20 protein-coding genes are annotated in these 16934 nt (G+C 70.5%); 14 read left to right on the forward strand and 6 right to left on the reverse strand.

Annotated features, from left to right (window positions below):
* The first annotated feature begins 26 nt into the window (after positions 1 to 26).
* From ACVHNB_RS18620 to ACVHNB_RS18635, 4 genes are read left to right on the forward strand one after another with little or no spacing between them, the layout of a single operon-like run.
* A complete protein-coding gene (locus ACVHNB_RS18620) occupies positions 27 to 179 on the forward strand; it encodes a hypothetical protein (RefSeq protein ID WP_428957785.1) in 153 nt (50 codons plus the stop codon).
* Positions 176 to 1147 (forward strand): DUF6286 domain-containing Asp23/Gls24 family envelope stress response protein, encoded by a 972-nt coding sequence (locus ACVHNB_RS18625; protein ID WP_456228663.1) that lies wholly within the window; start codon positions 176 to 178, stop codon positions 1145 to 1147. The genes ACVHNB_RS18620 and ACVHNB_RS18625 overlap by 4 nt, the downstream gene beginning before the upstream one ends.
* The gene (locus ACVHNB_RS18630; protein WP_456228664.1) at positions 1144 to 1728 is read left to right on the forward strand and encodes a hypothetical protein; all 585 of its coding nucleotides are present in this window, start codon (positions 1144 to 1146) and stop codon (positions 1726 to 1728) included. Before ACVHNB_RS18625 ends, ACVHNB_RS18630 begins: the two co-directional genes overlap by 4 nt.
* On the forward strand, positions 1718 to 2623 hold the full coding sequence (locus ACVHNB_RS18635) for a YihY/virulence factor BrkB family protein (protein ID WP_456228665.1): 906 nt from the start codon (positions 1718 to 1720) through the stop codon (positions 2621 to 2623). Before ACVHNB_RS18630 ends, ACVHNB_RS18635 begins: the two co-directional genes overlap by 11 nt.
* A gap of 242 nt (positions 2624 to 2865) precedes the next feature.
* On the opposite strand, the gene ACVHNB_RS18640 is transcribed toward ACVHNB_RS18635, so the two are convergent.
* A complete protein-coding gene (locus ACVHNB_RS18640; protein ID WP_428950008.1) occupies positions 2866 to 3339 on the reverse strand; it encodes a hypothetical protein in 474 nt (157 codons plus the stop codon).
* 720 nt (positions 3340 to 4059) lie between these two features.
* Here ACVHNB_RS18640 and ACVHNB_RS18645 point away from each other — a divergent pair.
* Both ACVHNB_RS18645 and ACVHNB_RS18650 read left to right on the forward strand, forming a co-directional pair.
* Entirely contained in the window at positions 4060 to 4215 is a 156-nt protein-coding gene (locus tag ACVHNB_RS18645; RefSeq protein WP_456228666.1) for a peptidoglycan-binding domain-containing protein, read from the forward strand.
* Between the two features lie 170 nt (positions 4216 to 4385).
* On the forward strand, positions 4386 to 5015 hold the full coding sequence (locus ACVHNB_RS18650; protein ID WP_456228667.1) for a hypothetical protein: 630 nt from the start codon (positions 4386 to 4388) through the stop codon (positions 5013 to 5015).
* Between the two features lie 117 nt (positions 5016 to 5132).
* Here ACVHNB_RS18650 and ACVHNB_RS18655 read toward each other — a convergent pair whose 3' ends face one another.
* Positions 5133 to 5525, reverse strand: coding sequence for a hypothetical protein (locus ACVHNB_RS18655; RefSeq protein ID WP_428950005.1), 393 nt, complete (start codon positions 5523 to 5525; stop codon positions 5133 to 5135).
* Between the two features lie 275 nt (positions 5526 to 5800).
* Complete coding sequence (locus ACVHNB_RS18660) at positions 5801 to 6211, reverse strand: hypothetical protein (protein WP_428957416.1); 411 nt, start codon at positions 6209 to 6211, stop codon at positions 5801 to 5803.
* 318 nt (positions 6212 to 6529) lie between these two features.
* On the opposite strand from ACVHNB_RS18660, the gene sigJ reads away from it, so the two are divergent.
* Positions 6530 to 7405, forward strand: a complete 876-nt coding sequence (gene sigJ / locus ACVHNB_RS18665; RefSeq protein ID WP_456228668.1) for an RNA polymerase sigma factor SigJ — start codon at positions 6530 to 6532, stop codon at positions 7403 to 7405.
* Between the two features lie 84 nt (positions 7406 to 7489).
* Here sigJ and ACVHNB_RS18670 read toward each other — a convergent pair whose 3' ends face one another.
* On the reverse strand, positions 7490 to 8140 hold the full coding sequence (locus ACVHNB_RS18670) for a TetR family transcriptional regulator (protein ID WP_428950003.1): 651 nt from the start codon (positions 8138 to 8140) through the stop codon (positions 7490 to 7492).
* A 125-nt stretch (positions 8141 to 8265) separates the two neighbouring features.
* On the opposite strand from ACVHNB_RS18670, the gene ACVHNB_RS18675 reads away from it, so the two are divergent.
* Together ACVHNB_RS18675 and ACVHNB_RS18680 are read left to right on the forward strand one after the other, a co-directional pair.
* The gene (locus ACVHNB_RS18675; protein WP_428950002.1) at positions 8266 to 9132 is read left to right on the forward strand and encodes a carboxymuconolactone decarboxylase family protein; all 867 of its coding nucleotides are present in this window, start codon (positions 8266 to 8268) and stop codon (positions 9130 to 9132) included.
* 314 nt (positions 9133 to 9446) lie between these two features.
* Positions 9447 to 10313, forward strand: a complete 867-nt coding sequence (locus tag ACVHNB_RS18680; RefSeq protein WP_456228669.1) for a GNAT family N-acetyltransferase — start codon at positions 9447 to 9449, stop codon at positions 10311 to 10313.
* A 53-nt stretch (positions 10314 to 10366) separates the two neighbouring features.
* Here ACVHNB_RS18680 and ACVHNB_RS18685 read toward each other — a convergent pair whose 3' ends face one another.
* Positions 10367 to 11689, reverse strand: a complete 1323-nt coding sequence (locus ACVHNB_RS18685; RefSeq protein WP_456228670.1) for an MFS transporter — start codon at positions 11687 to 11689, stop codon at positions 10367 to 10369.
* 71 nt (positions 11690 to 11760) lie between these two features.
* On the opposite strand from ACVHNB_RS18685, the gene ACVHNB_RS18690 reads away from it, so the two are divergent.
* Together ACVHNB_RS18690 and ACVHNB_RS18695 are read left to right on the forward strand one after the other, a co-directional pair.
* The gene (locus tag ACVHNB_RS18690; RefSeq protein ID WP_456228671.1) at positions 11761 to 12750 is read left to right on the forward strand and encodes a GlxA family transcriptional regulator; all 990 of its coding nucleotides are present in this window, start codon (positions 11761 to 11763) and stop codon (positions 12748 to 12750) included.
* Between the two features lie 326 nt (positions 12751 to 13076).
* On the forward strand, positions 13077 to 13724 hold the full coding sequence (locus ACVHNB_RS18695; RefSeq protein WP_428949998.1) for a dihydrofolate reductase family protein: 648 nt from the start codon (positions 13077 to 13079) through the stop codon (positions 13722 to 13724).
* Between the two features lie 265 nt (positions 13725 to 13989).
* On the opposite strand, the gene ACVHNB_RS18700 is transcribed toward ACVHNB_RS18695, so the two are convergent.
* Positions 13990 to 14997, reverse strand: a complete 1008-nt coding sequence (locus tag ACVHNB_RS18700) for an ArsR/SmtB family transcription factor (protein ID WP_456228672.1) — start codon at positions 14995 to 14997, stop codon at positions 13990 to 13992.
* Between the two features lie 67 nt (positions 14998 to 15064).
* Here ACVHNB_RS18700 and ACVHNB_RS18705 point away from each other — a divergent pair, with 67 nt between their 5' ends.
* The 3 genes from ACVHNB_RS18705 to ACVHNB_RS18715 are packed head-to-tail and all read left to right on the forward strand — an operon-like array spanning position 15065 to position 16862.
* Positions 15065 to 16288 (forward strand): MFS transporter, encoded by a 1224-nt coding sequence (locus ACVHNB_RS18705; RefSeq protein WP_456228673.1) that lies wholly within the window; start codon positions 15065 to 15067, stop codon positions 16286 to 16288.
* Positions 16285 to 16611, forward strand: coding sequence for a hypothetical protein (locus ACVHNB_RS18710; RefSeq protein WP_428949995.1), 327 nt, complete (start codon positions 16285 to 16287; stop codon positions 16609 to 16611). The genes ACVHNB_RS18705 and ACVHNB_RS18710 overlap by 4 nt, the downstream gene beginning before the upstream one ends.
* Positions 16605 to 16862 (forward strand): hypothetical protein, encoded by a 258-nt coding sequence (locus tag ACVHNB_RS18715; RefSeq protein ID WP_428949994.1) that lies wholly within the window; start codon positions 16605 to 16607, stop codon positions 16860 to 16862. Before ACVHNB_RS18710 ends, ACVHNB_RS18715 begins: the two co-directional genes overlap by 7 nt.
* Positions 16863 to 16934: the final 72 nt, after the last annotated feature.

Below are 16934 nucleotides of genomic sequence, written 5' to 3' on the forward strand. Positions count from 1 at the left end.
GGGCGTTTCAAGGAATGCTGGCGGGAATGGCGCTGGCTTTCGCCGGCTACTTCGGGGGATTCGGAGCGTTCCTGCTCGTCGCCGCTCTCGGCGCCATCGGCTACGCGGTCGGCTACTGGCTGGACGGCGGCGGACGGATCGAGGACGTCCCGAACATGTTCTCGCGGAGCCGGCGGTGACCGCCCCCGCCCCCGCGCTGCGGGGCACCACCGTCCTGTCCGACAGAGCCGTGCGCAAGGTCGCCCAGGGCGCTGCCCGAGAGGCCGTCACCGTGGCCGCGCGTGACGTGAGCGCCTCGGCCACGGTCGCGGGACGACGGGCATCCGTCGGCGTGCAGGTCGCTCTGCCGTATCCCACGCACCTGTCGACCGACGCGCGCAGGGTGCAGGAACACGTGACCTCCCGCACGCGCGCCCTCACGGGTCTGCAGGTCCCCACGGTCCGCGTGGTCGTGTCCCGTCTGGCGCCGGACGCCGCGCCGCCGTCGCCGCCCGCCGACGCCGAGGCCGTTGCCGGGCCGGCGGTTCGGCCGCCGCGCCGCTGGTGGTCCCAGCGCCGTCGGCCGATGGGCGTGCTGTCGGGACTGGCCGCGGCGGCCGCGGTCGTGTGCACGGTCGACGTCTTCCGTGTGCATGCAGCCGGTGCACAGCCCTGGGTATGGCGACGCTCCGCCGTGACCTGGCTGGCCGGTCACGGTCCCGGTGATCCCACCGTCACGCTCGCCGGAGTCGGCGCCGCGCTGGTCGGCGCATGGCTGCTCTTCATGGTCGTCACGCCTGGCCGACGCCGTCAGTTGACACTCGGCACCGCGGGGGAGGGATGGAGCGCCGCGATCGACCGACCGGCCGTCGCCGCACTGCTCCGCGACGCGGTGGCCGATGTACCCGGAACGCAGGACATCAAGGTCCGCTGCGGCCGACGGACCGTCAAGGTACGCGGTGAAGTCGCCTTCGGGGACTGCGCATCGGCCCGGGCCGAGGCCCGTCGGACCGCCACCGACGTACTGGATTCCTGTGGTCTACGACGCCCCTTGCGACTGCGCCTGGTCCTCCGCCCCGCCGACACGTGGCAAGCACCTGCAGCAGACGCCGGGCAGAACCCCGAACCGCACCACGCAACACTGACGACCGGCGAGGGGGACGCATGATGTCGCGACCACGCACCACCGCCAACCGGCTGACCCTGGGCACCGTCGCACTCATCGTGCTGTGCGCGGGCGTGTGGCTGGCCTCCTTCGACGAGCGATGGGCCGCACACCTGCCTGCGGGCTGGCCGGCACCGCCCGCGGACAGCGTCCTGCTCGATCGTGACGGTCTGGCCGAACTGCGCACCCACGCCTGGTGGACGCCGACCGTCATGGCGGTCGGCATCCTGGCTGCCGTCGCTCTGATCCTCTGTTTCCTGTCCCAAGTGACCGTCCGGCGCCCCGCTCGCCTGACCCTGGCCGCTCCGGGCAGCCATGTTCGAGGCTCCGGCCTGGAAGACGCGATCCGCCTGCGGACACAGTCGGTCGACGGAGTGGCCCGCTGTCACGTGCGCATCGCCCGCCGCCGACGCCGCCTGCACGTACAGCAACACGTCTGGCTGGAGCCCGGCATCACACCCAGCAGCGTGCTCGGCGCGCTCAACACTGTTGTCGATGAGGCCCGGACCGCGGCCGCACCCCGTCCCGTCACCGTCCAAGTCCGCCTGCGCGGCACACACCACCGCACACCTCATGTCCACTGAACCCACCCAGCTGCCCACCCGGGCATCCGCCGTCGAACGCATCGCGCCCGCACCGCGCGACCTGCGGCACGCCCTGTTCCGTACACCGGTGTCGCTGTGGAACGACGACATCACCGACTACGCCGCTGCCCTCACCTACTACGCGACCCTGGCCGTCCTGCCGGGGCTGCTGGTGATGGTGGCGACGTTCGGCCTCGTCAGCCCCGACACCGCGCAGTCCCTGATCGAGCATGTGACCGCGTACGCGCCCGGACAGGCGGGCAACCAACTCCACGAACTGCTCACCCGCATGATCCGGGAGAACGCCGGCGCCTGGACCATCATCGGTACCGGCCTGGTCAGCGCGGTCTGGTCGGCCTGCAGCTACCTGGCCGTCTTCCGGCGCGCCCTGCACCGTATGCACCGCACCGCCGACCGGCGCACCCCCCTGTCGAGGGCCCACCACACCATCCTGACCGCGTTCGCCCTGCTGGCCCTTCTCGTCCTGACCGCTCTGGTGCTCGTGCTCAGTCGGCCGGTCGCCGAAGGCGTCGGCCGGGCTCTGCACCTGGACGCGACCGTGGCCATCGCCTGGTCGGTCGCCCGCTGGCCGCTGCTGCTCGCCCTGATCGTCCTGCTGGTGTCCACGGTGTTCCGCAACGGGCCCGCGGCGGCCCGCGTACAACACCGCAGTCTGCCGGGCGGCATCCTGGCCGCGGTGCTGTGGCTGATCGTGACGGGCGGTTTCGCGCTCTACACATCCATGATCAGCACGTACAGCCGCCTGTACGGGTCCGTCGCCGGCATCGTGGTGTTCCTGATCTGGCTGTGGCTGTCCAACCTGGCGCTGCTCACCGGCGCCCAGTTCTCGGCCGAACTCGCCGCATCCGAAGAGACACCCCAGAGCCGTGAATGAGCGATCCCGGCGTCCCGCCCCACCACCGCCTGCGGGGCACCTCTTCGCCCCGCTGGTTACTGGACCGGGCCCGTCGCGCCGGACCGGAGGTCGGCACCGACCGCGACCTCGCCACTCGGCTCCGGATCAGCGCCGCCCGTACTCCTTGACGATCTCGCCCGGCTCCTGCGTACGGCCACCGCTCAACTGGCGGCGGCCGTACGCGAACACCCGGCCCGCACCCGGACACGTAACCGGGCAGCTCACATCAACTCCGGCTGGGCGGCCGCCTCGTCGGCCACGATCTTCAGCGCCGTGTCCCGCTGCTCGACCAACGGGACGAGCTGCTCCCTGACACGCGCGGACGGCGAGATCACCCGCACCTGCCGGCCCGTGGACACCTTGCGCAGGAAACACAGGAACGCCGCCTGCACATGGGTGACGGGAGACAGGTCGAAGGCCACAGGAGCCTCATGGTTCAGCGCCTCGACCCGCTTCGTCACTTCCACGGCGGCGCGCGCGTCCGCTCGGCCGGCGAGACCGATCACCCACACCTGACCGACCTGAGCCGAACGCGTCACTCTCGGGCGCCGGTGCGTCGGCGCCTGATCGGACCAGGTCATCCCGGCGGCCAACGGAATCCCGCGCCTGCTCGGAGTGACGTCGAGGGTCTCGCCGAAGCACCCCAGCGCGCGCCCCGGCCGCCGACGAGGAAGCTCACCGTGCACATCAGCCATCGCGAACATCTCCCGTACTCGTCGTCTCCTGTGCCGCTCGCACGACGCATCACGCGTACGGCACCGTCACTTGGTTAGACCCGGTACCCGGGGTTGCGTGACGCAGTCGACCTCTGCCCGGATACGGACGTGCAGGCGCAGCAGGCTCGGAGACCCGCACCAGAGCTGCCCCGGTGCCGCCCCGTGCGATGTGCCGGGAGGCGGTGGTCCTCTGATTGTGGGTCTGTTCGAAATCTGCCGGGTGACGGGTGCAGCGGGGCAGTGGCCGGGCTGTGGGGATCTAGGGTCCGGGGTGTGAAGCCCCCGCTCAACGAAGACGCCGTACCCAGACGTATGAAGCGACGCGTCCCGCCCGGCGCCAGGGCCGCTGCCGTCGTGGCGGGCCTCGCGGGCCTGACCGCGTTGGTGGCCGCAGGCCTCTGGACGACAGTTGTCCCAGGACAGAAGGAGACCGGGCAGACGACGGGCGCCGGCGCCGGGCCTGCCATTACGCCGGCCTGGCAGAACGCCTCGCCGCCGGCCACTGAGCCGCAGGATCCCTCCTCCCGCCGCGGGCCGTCTTCGTCGCCGGCCGGTTCCGGCTCCCAGCGGGCCCCCGCGCCGGGGGCGTCCTCGCCGACGGCCGCTGACGACGGTGGGACCGCCCATGACGATCACCGGCCACTGCGTGCGGGCAGTCGCGGAAGCGGTGTGGTCGACGTGCAGGAGAGGCTGCGACAGATGCGGCTGTACGAAGGCCCGGTCGACGGTTACTACAGCGTGGACGTCGCCTCGGCCGTGGCGCGCTTCCAGCAGGCCCGGGACATCGACGAGACGCTGGGTGTCTACGGTCCGCGCACGCAGGCCGCGGTGGAGGCGGCGACGCCAGGTGTCTAAGAGGGAGGGGACCTAAGCCCTGACCCGGGCAGGGGCATAAGGCCTCTGCCTCGCCCGATCACCGCTTCGTGCGATTTCTGTGACATTTCATACGGATTGCCTTGATGTGCAGCTCCTACGTTCAGTGGCGTCGCACCAACCACCGAACAGGAAGCAAAGGGGGCCATCCCATGCAGACCTCTCGAATCGTCCGTACCAGCCTTGTCTCCGCCATCGTCGGAATCGGGGCCGTCACGGCTCTGGCCTCCACGGCAGGCGCCGCCACCGGGCATGCCCAAGCGCCTGCCGCCGACGTGACCCTGCCGTCGCCCACCCTGGACCAGCCGCAGGACATCGACCTGAGCGACGGCACCGTGGCGCACATCAGCCACCTCTCCGACGGGCACTGGCAGGCCTGGATCACCCAGCACGGCACCCGCATCGCCGCCCTCGACGCGAAGCAGCCCAGCAAGCAGACCCACGGCTTCACGTACGTCCTGAACCAGGCCAACGGCTTCGTGGGCGTCATCCACCCGGGCGGCTGGCACAGCGAGCAGGACGTCGCCCCCAAGCACCAGGCACACAAGCAGTACCGCGGCGAGCGGAACAAGGATTGCGGCCGGCACGCCAAGGCCGCGCAGGGCGCCGAGCGGGACTACAAGGCGCTGAAGGAGGACCTGCTGCGCGTCGTGCGCAACGGCGGGCATCTGGACAGGTCCCAGGAACAGGCGCTCAAGGACGCCCAGTACAAGGCGCAGCACGCGGCGGGCCACGACCGGCATTGCGGCGCGGTCAACTCCGGTGCGGGTGCGGGCAAGTAGCCCGTAGCCGCCGAACACCGGCGCTCAAACACGACACGTCCCGCCTCGGCCGCGCATGGAGGGACGCGGCTGAAGCGGGACGTGCTGATCGTGCCCGCGAGGGAACCCGGGTGCGGGTCAGAGGATGCGCTCCTCGGCGTCGTACTGGTCGACGGGCTCGTTGGTGCAGGTGCTGACCGGGCCGCCGAGGACGTTGCCGCCGACGCCCTGGGGGTCGGCAACGGCGCAACGCAGGTCGACGTTGACGAACGAGGAGCCGTAGGTGTTGGCGATGCCGCCCGGGTCTCCGGCGATGGCGACGTCGCCGTTGTCGGTGGCGAACTGCGAGGTGCCGGTGCCCGACATGGTCTCGCCGTAGGCGGCGCGCGAGGCCTGGTTCATGTCGTGCGCGCTGGTCATCGAGTCCGCCTGCGGGGCGGCCTCGGCGGCGGAGGCGACACCGGCGGCGCCGACGGTGGCAGCAGCGGCGGCGGACGCCAGAGCGGCTCCGGCCATCACCTTGCGAATCATGACAACTCCCGTCTGAAGGAAACGCTCTCGAAGGAAGAGCTCTCGCCGGAAGAATCGGCTCTCACCAGCGACGACCCGTGTCTGCGCCCGCTGATTTCGGCGGGGTCCACTCCTACGTGCGGCAAGCAGCCGAATCGTGTGCCGATTGGTCCTCTCGAGTGAGGCAGTCGGAGCGGCGAACCGAGAGCGAAGGCCCCACGCCGCGTGCCACCGGATCCGGCCCGAGCCGGTGTGTCAGGGGTCGCTGCGGCACGGATGAGGCCGACGGCCGTGTCTCACGCGGTGACGGTGGCCCGGACCCCGCTTCGTGTCAGGACCCGGCCCAGGTCGAGCACGCTCAGGCCGAACATGAGGATCCCCAGGGGGACATGCAGGCTGAGTACGTGAGCGATGCCGAGGACCACCTGGAGAGACGCGAGGAGCAGGAACCCGGTCGCGTACAGGACGGGGCGGGGCGAGGCGCCACCCGGACGCCAGGCGAGGACCGCGGCGAGCACGTACAGCATCGACATGCCGTACATGACACGGGCGCCGACGCTGTGCATGAGGTCGCCGTGCTGAGCGGACAACAGCAGTCCCGCGCTGACTGCCTGCAGGAAGATGGCCACGGTCTGCAGGGCGATCGAGGCACGTACGAATGCGGAGAACCTGGTGCCGGGCTGCTGTGCCTCCGACTGTGCGGGCATGGTGCGTACGGGCATGACGCCCCTTCCTTGCTGCTGCTCGGGCGTTGTCCGGGGCTGACACCGCGGACTGTCAGCTGTCCGACGACGCAGCCGCAGCAAACGTGAGGCGCAACAAAACCTCTGGTGTGTGAGCTGCGTCTCAGCGATCATGTGGAGGGGCGCTGTACGCATGGGGGAGTCACAGGCATGTCCGATAGTTCAGCAACGGGTATTTCTGCTGCGAGTGGTGGGCCAGTGAGCGGTTCCGCGACGAGTGGTTCCGCGGCGAGTGGTTCTGCGACGGGTTCGATTCAGGTGGCGGGGGAGCGCCGCCAACTCATGAACCTCACTTATCGGTTCCTCGGATCGCTGGCCGAGGCCGAGGACGCCGTCCAGGAGACCTACGCGCGCTGGTACGCCCTGTCCCAGCAGGAGCAAGAGGCCATCGCATCACCGGGTGCCTGGCTGACACGAGTGGCCGCCCGCATCTGCCTGGACGTGCTCGGCTCGGCTCGGGCGCGGCGTGAGCGCTACGTCGGTGAATGGGTGCCGGAACCCGTGCCCGACACCCGTGAATGGGGCTCGGGCATCGACCCGGCCGAACAGGTCACCCTGGACGAATCGGTCGACATGGCCCTCCTCGTCGTCCTCGAGACGATGACCCCGGCCGAACGCATCGCCTTCGTCCTGCACGACGTCTTCCGCTACCCCTACGCCGAGGTCGCCACCGTTCTCGGCCGCACCCCGGAAGCCTGCCGCCAACTGGCCTCGTCCGCCCGCCGTAGAGCCCGCACCGCGCGCGCTGCCCAGGCCCCCACCGCCCAACAGACCGCCGTCGTCCACGACTTCCGGCGCGCCTGGGACACCAAGGACATCGCCGCCCTGATCGCGCTGCTCACTCCGGACGCCACCCTCATCGCCGACGGCGGTGGCCTGGTCGGCGCGGCCCTGCGCCCGATCACCGGAGCGGGCGACATCGTTCGCTACCTGACCGGAATCGGCGACCGGGCTCCGGCCATGAATCTGCTGCAGCGAACGGTCAACGGACGTGCCGGCCTGGTGGCCCAGACGCGGACGAACTCCGTCACCGTGACGGTGGCCGCGTTCAACGTCGGGAGCGACGGCCGCGTCACGCACATCTGGGCCGTACGCAACCCGGAGAAGCTGCAGAGGTGGAGCAACGACGCCGTCGACCGGGGGAGCCTCATCCAGTGACGGGGCGCGGGACCTGCTCAATGCCGGGGCCCGCACTTGCACGATGCCGCCGCAGTCGCCCGGAGCCGGTCCGCGCAGACCGCTTCAGGCACTCGCCTCCGGTTCGGAACTGGCAGGGCCCTGTTGCTCGCTGTGAGGCTGAACCGAGCCGCTTGTCCCGGTCGTGAGGCGGCGCGTCATGGCGATGAGGTCGGCGCGGAGTGCGTCGGGGGAGTTGTCGGCTCCGGCCCGGGTCATGCGGGCGAGCTGGGGCATGGTGAGCCACCAGGTCGCCAGGGCGAAGACGGCACCGAAGAGCCGGCCGGGCGGGAAGTCGGTCGTGGCGGTGCCCGCCTGCTGCAGGAGGGCGATGGAGGCGGCCTTGTCGGCGTAGTGGGCCGAGCGTTCGTCCTCGGACACCGGCGGGGTGGTGCCGTCCTGCAGTGCTTCCCAGGAGAGCAACCGCAGCAGGTGCGGGTGGGCGCGGTGATAGTCGAACAGGCGCCCTGCGAGTTCCCCGAGGTCGCCGTCCGGACCGGGCATGGGCACCGCAGCGGCCGCCTGGGCCAGCTCTGCTTCCAGTACGGCGTTGAAGAGGGACTTCTTGTTCCCGAAGTACTGGTAGATCCGTTCCTTGTTGACGCCTGCCGCCGAAGCGACGCGGTCGACGCGGGCGCCTTGCGGTCCGTGCTCGGCGAATTCGGTCACGGCCGCCTCGAGCAGCAGCCGTTTTGTACGTGCGGTGTCCCAGGCCATGAGGCAAGTCTAGCCATTCTCCAACTGAAGGGTTGGACATGGGTGGCCGTCCATGCCAGACTCCAACTCGACAGTTGGAAAACGTGACCGCCCTCGCTCTCGCACAGGAACAGGAGCAGCACCTCTTGACCACACCTCACCTCTCCGACGAATCCTCGACCGGCCCCACGCGACTGGAGCGCGGTCTCGCCCTGCTCGACACCGTGGGAGCAGGCGCCCCGACCCCACTGGAGACCCTCGACGACATCGCGCCCGACCTCGCCCGCTACGCCGTCGAGTTCGCGTACGGAGATCTCTACTCCCGCCCTCACCTCACCCTGCGCGACCGGCAGTTCGTCACCATCGCCGCGCTCGCTGCCCTCGGCACAGCGGAGCCGCAGCTGCGCTTCCACATCGCGGGCGCCCTCAACGTGGGCTGCACACGACGCGAGATCACCGAGGTGCTCATCCACACACTCGTCTACGCAGGAGTGCCGGCGGCGCTCAACGCGGTAACCGCCGCACGTGCCGTCTTCGACTCACACCCTGGGTACCTCCAGGAATCCCAGGCGTCCGAAGCAACCGACAGCAACAGCGCCGAAGACAGTCACAGCGACATCGACGACCGCTACACGCGAGGACTTGCCGCCCTCTCCGCCGTCGACGGCCACGCAGGCGAAGCAGTCGTTACGTCCCTCGCCGACATCGCCCCTGACCTGGGCCGCTACATCATCGAGTTCGTCTTCGGCGACATCTACGCCCGCCACGGCATCGACCTGCGTACCCGAGAGCTGGCATCCGTGGCCATGTGCACCGCGCTGGGCACCGCCGCGCCCCAACTCCGGGTGCATCTGCACGGACTGCTCAACACCGGGGGCACCCGGGACGACGCCGTCGAGACCATCACGCACCTCGCCGCCTACGCGGGCTTTCCCGCGGCCCTGAACGGCATCACCGCCCTGCGCCAGGTCCTGCAAGAACGCGAGACGCCCGCGAACTCGGGGCGCGGCTGAGGAGCCGATCGTGCGGGGCGGTGTCGTTGAGAGTGCGCGCGGCATTGGGCCGGAAGGGTTCGCTGGTCGTTGCCGTTGCCCCTGCTGATCGTGTCCGGTTGGGCCCCTACAGCGCTTGGGAGAAGCGGTTCTCAGCGCGCACGGTGTCGCGTGGCGAAGAAGATGAGCCCGATCGGTGCCAACGCGACCAGACGGCAGATCTCCGCGACGAGCCATGGGGCATGAAGAGCACGGGGCAACCACACCACGCGGCGACCGGCCATCGGCCGTAAATCGAGTGCGGACTGTCGGTGCGGTGAGGTGTGATCGGGGGCATGTCGATTGCGATGAGCGAGCCGGGAGTTGACGGGCTGGGCGAGATTGTCGGCGTGCTGCGGGAGTGGCAGCACGACAGGGCGCCGATGCACCTGCACCCGGGCGACCTGGGCTGGTTCTGGCGGTTCGGGGCGCAGGCGACGGCCGCCGCGGTGCGGACGTGGAGCCGGGGCGGACGGATTGTTGCCGTCGGGTTGCTGGACGAGCCGGAATTGCTGCGCCTGACGATGGCCCCGGATGCTCGCCGGGACGAGGAGCTGGCGCGTCGGCTGGTCGACGACGTGAGCGCTCCGGAGCGCGGCGTACTGAAGGAGCGGAAGGGGTACGTCGACGCACCGACGGGCGCGCTGGTCCGAGAACTGCTGCTCGAGAGCGGATGGACCGCTGACGAGCCGTGGACGCCGCTGAGCTGTGACCTCACCCAGCCGGTGCGGGATCCGGGCGTGCGAGTCGAGGTGGCCGGACCGGAGCAGGCACAGGTGCGGACCGCCGTACATCGGGCAGCGTTCGACAGGCCGACGTTCACGGACGAGCGCTGGCAGGCGATGGCGGCCGGACCGGCGTACGCCGACGCCCGGTGTCTGATCGCGTACGACGACGCGGGCAACGCGGTGGCGGCGGTGACCGTGTGGTCGGCCGGTCGTGGCAGGCCCGGGTTGCTCGAACCGATGGGCGTGCACCCGGATCATCGAGGTCACGGCCACGGCAAGGCGATCACCCTCGCCGCGGTGGCCGCACTCCAGGAGCTGGGATCGTCGAGCGCGATCGTCGCGACGCCGAGCCGTAACGTCGCAGCCCTCGCCACCTACAAGTCGGCCGGATTCCAGCCGCTCTCCGACGTCCGGGACCTGGCCCGGGACGCGTAGCCGACGCCGACTCCGGCAGGCGGGAGCTCCGGCGACATCGTGAGACAGTCCGTTCACTGTCCGTCCGGGGCCCCCGGCCCGTCGTTCTCCGAGGGAGCGGCGCGGCGCAAAGTGCGGATCGCCGGGATCGCGAACAGCGCCGCGCAGCCCGCCAGGCAGGCGCCGGCCGACACCAGCAGGAGCCGCTCGGGGGAGGCCAGCGCGGTCGCGGGCCCGGCCAAAATCTGGCCGAGCGCGATTCCGGACACCGAGCCCGCCAGCTCGTAGGCGCTGACCCTGTTGAGTACAGCGGGCGGCGTGTGGGTCTGCACGCTCGTCGCCCACATCACCGACCAGAACGCCAAGGCGCCGCCGCCGAGGGCGTGACCCGCCAGCAGCAGCGGCAGGTCGGAGCCCAGCGCCACGCAGAGCGGCAGCACGGCGTACAGCACCATCGCCACCGCGCCGGCTGCCAGCGGCCGGGCCGGACGCAGCCGCAGTGCCAGCAGGCCGCCGAGCACCGTGCCGGCTCCGAGGAAGGAGACGGCCAGGCCATAGGAGTTCGGGCCGAGCCGGTCGCCGACCAGCGCCGAGCTGAGCGGTACCAGCGGCCCGAAGAGCAGCACGCCGTAGCCCATCCAGATGAGGATCACCGCCCACATCCAGGTGCGTGAGCGGAACTCCTGCCACCCCTGTCGCAGCTCGCGCCGCAGCGAACTGCCGGTGCGGGGCGAGGAGCCGATGCCGACCGAGGTGTCGGCGGACGCGTCGGCCAGTGCGAGCCGGATGAGCGCCAGGCACAAGGCGCTGAGCAGGAACGTACCGGCGTCGATGGCGTACACGGTCCCGGCACTGGTGGCCGTGATCAGCAGTCCCGCGAGGGCCGGGCCGATCAAGTGGGCGAGGGCGTCGGCCACCTTGAGCGTGGCGTTGGCCCGCTGCGGTTCGCGGGCGACCAGCGGAACCATCCCGTTCACCCCGGGCAGGAACATCGCGACGGCCGCCCCGGCCAGTGCCGCCATGGTGATCAGCAGCCAGAACGGCGGCGGTCCGGCGAAGAACGCCGCAGCCAGCACACCTTGGGTGAGCACCCGGGCGAGGTCCGCCAGAACCATCATCCGGCGCGCTCCGAACCGGTCGGCGAACACCCCGCCGAACAGGACCAGGAGGACGAACGTCCCGGTCCAGGTACCGAGGACGAGGCCGGCCCCGGAGATCCCGTACAGCGCGCCGACCGCGAGCGCGGCCGCCACCGGCATCATCGCGTCGCCGACCAGTGAGATGGTGCGGGCGGTGAAGTAGAGCGCGAAGCGCCGCTCCCACAAGGGACGTTGAGTGGTCGGCGGATCGAGCACGGTGGGCTGGGCGGTCTGGTCATGCGTCTGCGCGGTGGTCACAGCACTGATGTTGGACTGGACCAATCGGTCACCCCAGTGTCTCGAACGACACGGTGAGGTACTTTCCCGCCATGACGCCCGGCTCACTGCCCCATTCCACGGCACCGCACCGCGTCGTGGCGCTGCTGCAACCCCCTCAGGCGACCTTCCCGCTGGCCTGCGCGAGCGCGGTGTTCGGCGACCACGGACCGGCGATCCCTCAGCGCTACGCCTTCGAAGTCTGCACGGAGTTCCCCGGCACCGTACGCACCGACGTCGGCTACGACATGCTGGTCACGGCAGGCCTGGACGCGCTGGAGCGCGCGGACACCGTGCTCGTCCCCGGCTGGCGGCAACCGCCCGGTACCGACGTGTCGTCGGCGGTCGTCGCGGCGGTCCGCCGGGCGCACCGGCGCGGCGCCCGGATCGTCGGCATCTGCTCGGGCGCGTTCGTGCTCGCCGCCGCCGGACTGCTGGACGGCCGACGCGCCGCCACCCACTGGGCCCAGGCCCCCGAACTGGCAGACCGGTTCCCGAAAGTCCAGGTCGATCCCGCGGTGCTCTACGTGGACCACGGCGACGTCGCCACCAGCGCCGGATCGGCGGCCGGAGTGGACCTCTGCCTGCACCTGGTCAGCGCCGACCAGGGGTCTGCGTACGCGCTCCGGATCGCCCGGCAACTGGTGATGCCGCCACACCGCGAGGGCTGCCAGCTGCAGTACGCCGAACTGCCCACCTCCGGACCGGTCGCCGACTCGCTGGCCCCGCTGCTGGACTGGCTGGCCGGGCGACTGGACCAGCCGGTCAGCGTCGCCGAGATGGCGGCTCGCGCCCAGGTCTCGTCCCGCACACTGACTCGCCGCTTCACCGAACAACTCGGCATCAGCCCCGGACGGTGGCTGCTGGACCGGCGCATCGCCGCCACCCGGGCGCTCCTCGAGGAGACCGACCTGCCCGTGGAGACCATCGCGCACCGCGTCGGTCTCTCCTCGGCCGTCAACCTGCGCCGCCGCTTCCACGAGGCCCTTCGCACCACTCCCGCCGCGTACCGTCGCGCCTTCCGCGCGGAGAAGGCCGGGTAGGACACGGCTCGGTGGACAGGACCACAGGTCCTCGCCGTGCCGCCCAGTGCTCTGACCGCGGAGGTTCGCCGGGCTGGCGGTTGGCACGGTTGGAACGGTTGGATGGGCGGTGACGTCCGTTGCGACGCGTGTGAGTGGTGGCGACGGCCACCCAGGCCACCTCGATGCCGTCCGCGTCCACGACGGGCACACCGCCAGCGTGGCCGCTTCCTGACGTGCCTTGGAAAAAGTTGCGGGCTGCTGTCGATCCGGCCACGCCCCGTTCGACGTGAGGATGTGCGGCGCCCCGCCACACGATGACGCGACAGGACCTGAGAAGGAAACACGTGGAACAACTGCTGAGAGTCATGAACTTCACCGTCTCGAGTGACGGAATCGGTGCCGGTGAGGACCAGAGCCTCGAGAGTCCGTTCGGCCACGCCGTGGACCCGGCGAGGCTGTTCGCCTGGGCCGGTGCCACGGCGAGCTGGCCCATGCGCACGGATCCCGGGGGGAGCCGGGGCCTCGACGACTACTTCACGCGAGACTTCGCACGGAACATCGGTGCCGAGATCATGGGCCGCAACAAGTTCGGGCCCCAGCGCGGGCCCTGGCAGGACCATGAGTGGCGCGGCTGGTGGGGAGAGGAGCCTCCGTTCCACACACCGGTGTTCGTCCTGACCCACCACACGCGTCCGTCGTTCACGCTCTCCGACACCACGTTCCACTTCGTCGACAGCGACCCGGCCACGGTCCTCGAACAGGCGCGGGAAGCGGCGCAGGGCAAGGACGTCCGGCTCGGCGGCGGGGTCACCACCATCCGGCAGTTCCTCGATGCCGACCTCGTCGACACCATGCATGTGGCGGTCTCGCCGGTGAAGCTCGGGTCCGGACTGCGCCTGTGGGAATCCGCCGATGAGCTGCTCGACCGGTTCCACCTGGAGATCGTGCCCAGCCCGAGCGGCATGACGCACCACCTGTTCTGGCGAAGGTGACACGAGGGCCCACTCGAGTTCAGGCTGCGACTGCGAGAGGGGCGTCCGCCTCAGCGGATGTCCCTCTCGCCGCGGATGCGGGCACGTTCCTTGCGTTGGGCGGCGAGGCTGTCGGGTCGGGCGGATGATGGCCGCCTGAATGACGAAGTCCTCGTCGTCAGGGCTGAGCAGGCGGCGACGGCCTCCCGCCCACTGAGGGGCCGGACAGGCCCTAGCCCGGCAGGACGGCAGATACGTGTGCCGCCGTCCGTTGCATCGTCCGCGACTACGCCAAGGCCCGTTGCGGCTCCCGACCACCGTCATCGGATCCCGACGCATCCATGAGTACTTCACCGGCCGCCGTCCGCACATACAACACCGACCGTCCAGCCCGCCGTCGCTGAACGAGCCCCGCGTCCAGCAGCACCCGCAGGTGCCGGCCCACCGACCCCAGCCCCTGCCCGGTCACGGCGACGAGTTGCGTCGTGCTCATGGGAGTTCCGACCAACGCCAGCAGCCGGGCCCGCGCGGTGCCGATGAGCGCGCCGAGACCGGCCGGGACGGGGCGGCGGTCGTGGTCCTCGGAGAGCACCCCGAGGCACGGGTAGACGACGGCGTACCGCTCTCGTCCCTCCCACGACACCCAACCGGTCCTCGGTGTCACCGGCATGAACAGCAGCTCGGCCCCGGCGGCGATCTCCCGCGGCGGATACGTGTTCAGGTTGACCTGGAACCTGCTCTCCCCGAGCCACCGAGTCATCCCCGGCTGCAACGAATCCAGCACGGCTGCCCAACCGCCCTGGTTCACCCTGGCGGTCCGCGCGACCATGTCGGCCTCCAGGACACGTCGTCGGCGGTCCCAGTCCGGCCGTACGGTCTCCTCCCAGACGTACGTCAGGAGCGCGGTCGCCCGCTCGGGCAGGTCGTTGCGCTCCAAGGCGGCGGGCAGCGAATCCTTGAGGCACACGCGGAGGTTGGCCCGAGCCTCCTCGGCCCCGGTCTCCCGCACCCGCGCCACGGTCTCCTCGAAGGCCTCCCCGACACACGAGGTGGGGCAGAAGAAGTCGGCGATCCACGAGGTGCCGATGGCCACCCGCACGAGATGCGCGACCACCGGATCGGCTTCGAGGCGCGCGCGATAGCCGGGCAGGTGGGCGCGCAGCCAGGCATCCTCGCCCGGATGGGCGCCCGTCTCCGTGTGCAGCAGCCTCAGGCTCGCGAACGTCTCGGCGAAGGGCGAGAGGACGAAGCGGCTGCGGGCGAGAGTGTCGGTGCCGATCTGCCACAAGCCCATGAGTACGACCTTTCGCGTGTCGGCGAAACAGTACACACGCCTCCGGACCGCTCCGAGACTGCGGCACATGCGCAGCTACCGCTCCCTGTTCCGGACCCCGGAGTTCACCCCGTTCCTGCTGTCCTTCGCCGCCTTCGCCGCGGCCCAGACGGTCGGCGGGCTGGCCCTGGGCACGCTGGTCTTCAAGGCCACGGGCTCCCCGCTCCTGTCGGCGTTGAGCATGTTCGGCCCGCAACTGGCGCAGTTGCTGGGCGGCGCGTTCCTGCTCTCGGGCTCGGACCGGCTGCCGCCACGCGCGGTGCTGTCCGGCCTCGGGCTCGCCTTCGCGGCCGGAACGGCGCTGCTGGCGCTGGACGGCCTGCCCGTCTGGGCGGTCTTCGCCGTCGTCCTGGCGCAGGGGCTGGTCGCGTCACTGAGCGGGGGAGTACGTGGGGGACTGCTGAACGAGATCCTGTCCAAGGACGGCTACGTGCTGGGCCGATCCGTCTACAACATGCTCTGGGGCCTGACACAGATGGCCGGATTCGCGACGGGCGGCGCCCTGCTGACGCTCCTGTCCCCACAGACCTGTCTCCTCCTCGCCGCGGCCCTGTACGTGATGTCGGCCCTCGTCACGCGCCTCGGCCTCACGGCCCGCCCGCCCCGCTCCACAGGCCGGCCGTCCGCCGCGGCGAGCTGGCGCACCAACGCCCTGCTGTGGTCCTCGCGTCCGCGCCGCCTGGCGTACCTCGGCCTCTGGATCCCCAACGGACTCATCGTCGGCAGTGACTCGCTCTACGTCTCCTACGCCCCCGCGGCAGCCGGCACGCTGTACGCGTTCGGGGCGCTGGGCATGTTCGTGGGCGACCTCGCGGTGGGCCGCCTGGTGCCGCCCGCGGTACGCTGCCGTCTCGCGACGCCGCTGCGCCTGCTGCTGGCGGCTCCCTACCTGTTCTTCGTGCTGCGGCCCGGCGTGGCACTGTCCGCTGTGGCCGTCACCGTCGCCTCTGTCGGATTCGCAGCGAGCCTGGTGCTGCAGGAACGCCTGCTGTCCCTCACCCCCGACGACCTCACGGGCCAGGCCCTCGGCCTGCACGCCACTGGCATGGCAGCTCTGCAGGGCATCGGCGCCGTCCTCGCGGGCACGCTGGCCCAACTGGCCTCTCCGGCAACGGCGATGACCCTGATGGCGGCCGGGTCGGTCACCGTGACACTGTTCCTCGCGGCGCTGGGCAGGCGCGAGGAACGACAGTCGGCAGCTGTGCCAGGTAGGGGCTCCGACGTCGTGCCGGAGACGGCGGCCACGGAGTGAGCCTCGGTCCGGATCCGTTCCACAGTTCCGCACCTGTCGAACTGACCGCGTGTGGACCGGGCGGCGACACCACGGCGAAGGACGCCTCTTCGAGCAGCTCCCCGCCCACGCGGCTCACCCTGGGGCAGCCCGGGCCCGCGCAGGAGATCACCAAGTACAAGAAGACCTCGAAGTTCCTGGTCACGCCGACGAAGGTGATCGAGGGCACGGCCGCAGACCTCAAGGAACTCGACGACCAGAGCAAGTACGAAGGGCAGAAGGTCGCCTGGGTCTACGTGAAGGCGAAGAACGTCGGCACCAACGCCATCAAGTCCCCATGGTGATGAGCGACGTCGGCGCCGAGGCCAACGGCAGACCCGCTACGAAGCTCCTGCTCCTGATGGGCGACCTCAGCAGCAGGCCCAAGGACTGCGTCGGCAACGACGGCACCACCCGGCTGGACGGCGAAGACATCTGGAAGCCGAGAGACCAGCGCACCGTGTGCCAGCCGTACCTGCTGCCGACAGACGCGAAGATCACCGCGGTCACGTACTCGCAAGGTTCTTACAACGAGCCCTTGAAGTGGTCTGTCTGAGGAAGGACGAGGATCCTCCTGATCCTCGCGGAGCGGTGAGCAGCAGAGCCGGCGCGTAAGCAGGGCTGCTGC

The organism is Streptomyces sp. YJ-C3 (assembly GCF_053891275.1).

Coding starts and splice junctions, on each gene's coding strand:
- ACVHNB_RS18620 (WP_428957785.1), top strand. CDS start 27: ATGGCGCTGGCTTTCGCCGGCTACTTCGGGGGATTCGGAGCGTTCCTG.
- ACVHNB_RS18630 (WP_456228664.1), top strand. CDS start 1,144: ATGATGTCGCGACCACGCACCACCGCCAACCGGCTGACCCTGGGCACC.
- ACVHNB_RS18635 (WP_456228665.1), top strand. CDS start 1,718: ATGTCCACTGAACCCACCCAGCTGCCCACCCGGGCATCCGCCGTCGAA.
- ACVHNB_RS18640 (WP_428950008.1), bottom strand. CDS start 3,339: ATGGCTGATGTGCACGGTGAGCTTCCTCGTCGGCGGCCGGGGCGCGCG.
- ACVHNB_RS18645 (WP_456228666.1), top strand. CDS start 4,060: ATGCGGCTGTACGAAGGCCCGGTCGACGGTTACTACAGCGTGGACGTC.
- ACVHNB_RS18650 (WP_456228667.1), top strand. CDS start 4,386: ATGCAGACCTCTCGAATCGTCCGTACCAGCCTTGTCTCCGCCATCGTC.
- ACVHNB_RS18655 (WP_428950005.1), bottom strand. CDS start 5,525: ATGATTCGCAAGGTGATGGCCGGAGCCGCTCTGGCGTCCGCCGCCGCT.
- ACVHNB_RS18660 (WP_428957416.1), bottom strand. CDS start 6,211: ATGCCCGCACAGTCGGAGGCACAGCAGCCCGGCACCAGGTTCTCCGCA.
- sigJ (WP_456228668.1), top strand. CDS start 6,530: ATGAACCTCACTTATCGGTTCCTCGGATCGCTGGCCGAGGCCGAGGAC.
- ACVHNB_RS18670 (WP_428950003.1), bottom strand. CDS start 8,140: ATGGCCTGGGACACCGCACGTACAAAACGGCTGCTGCTCGAGGCGGCC.
- ACVHNB_RS18680 (WP_456228669.1), top strand. CDS start 9,447: ATGTCGATTGCGATGAGCGAGCCGGGAGTTGACGGGCTGGGCGAGATT.
- ACVHNB_RS18690 (WP_456228671.1), top strand. CDS start 11,761: ATGACGCCCGGCTCACTGCCCCATTCCACGGCACCGCACCGCGTCGTG.
- ACVHNB_RS18700 (WP_456228672.1), bottom strand. CDS start 14,997: ATGGGCTTGTGGCAGATCGGCACCGACACTCTCGCCCGCAGCCGCTTC.
- ACVHNB_RS18705 (WP_456228673.1), top strand. CDS start 15,065: ATGCGCAGCTACCGCTCCCTGTTCCGGACCCCGGAGTTCACCCCGTTC.
- ACVHNB_RS18715 (WP_428949994.1), top strand. CDS start 16,605: ATGGTGATGAGCGACGTCGGCGCCGAGGCCAACGGCAGACCCGCTACG.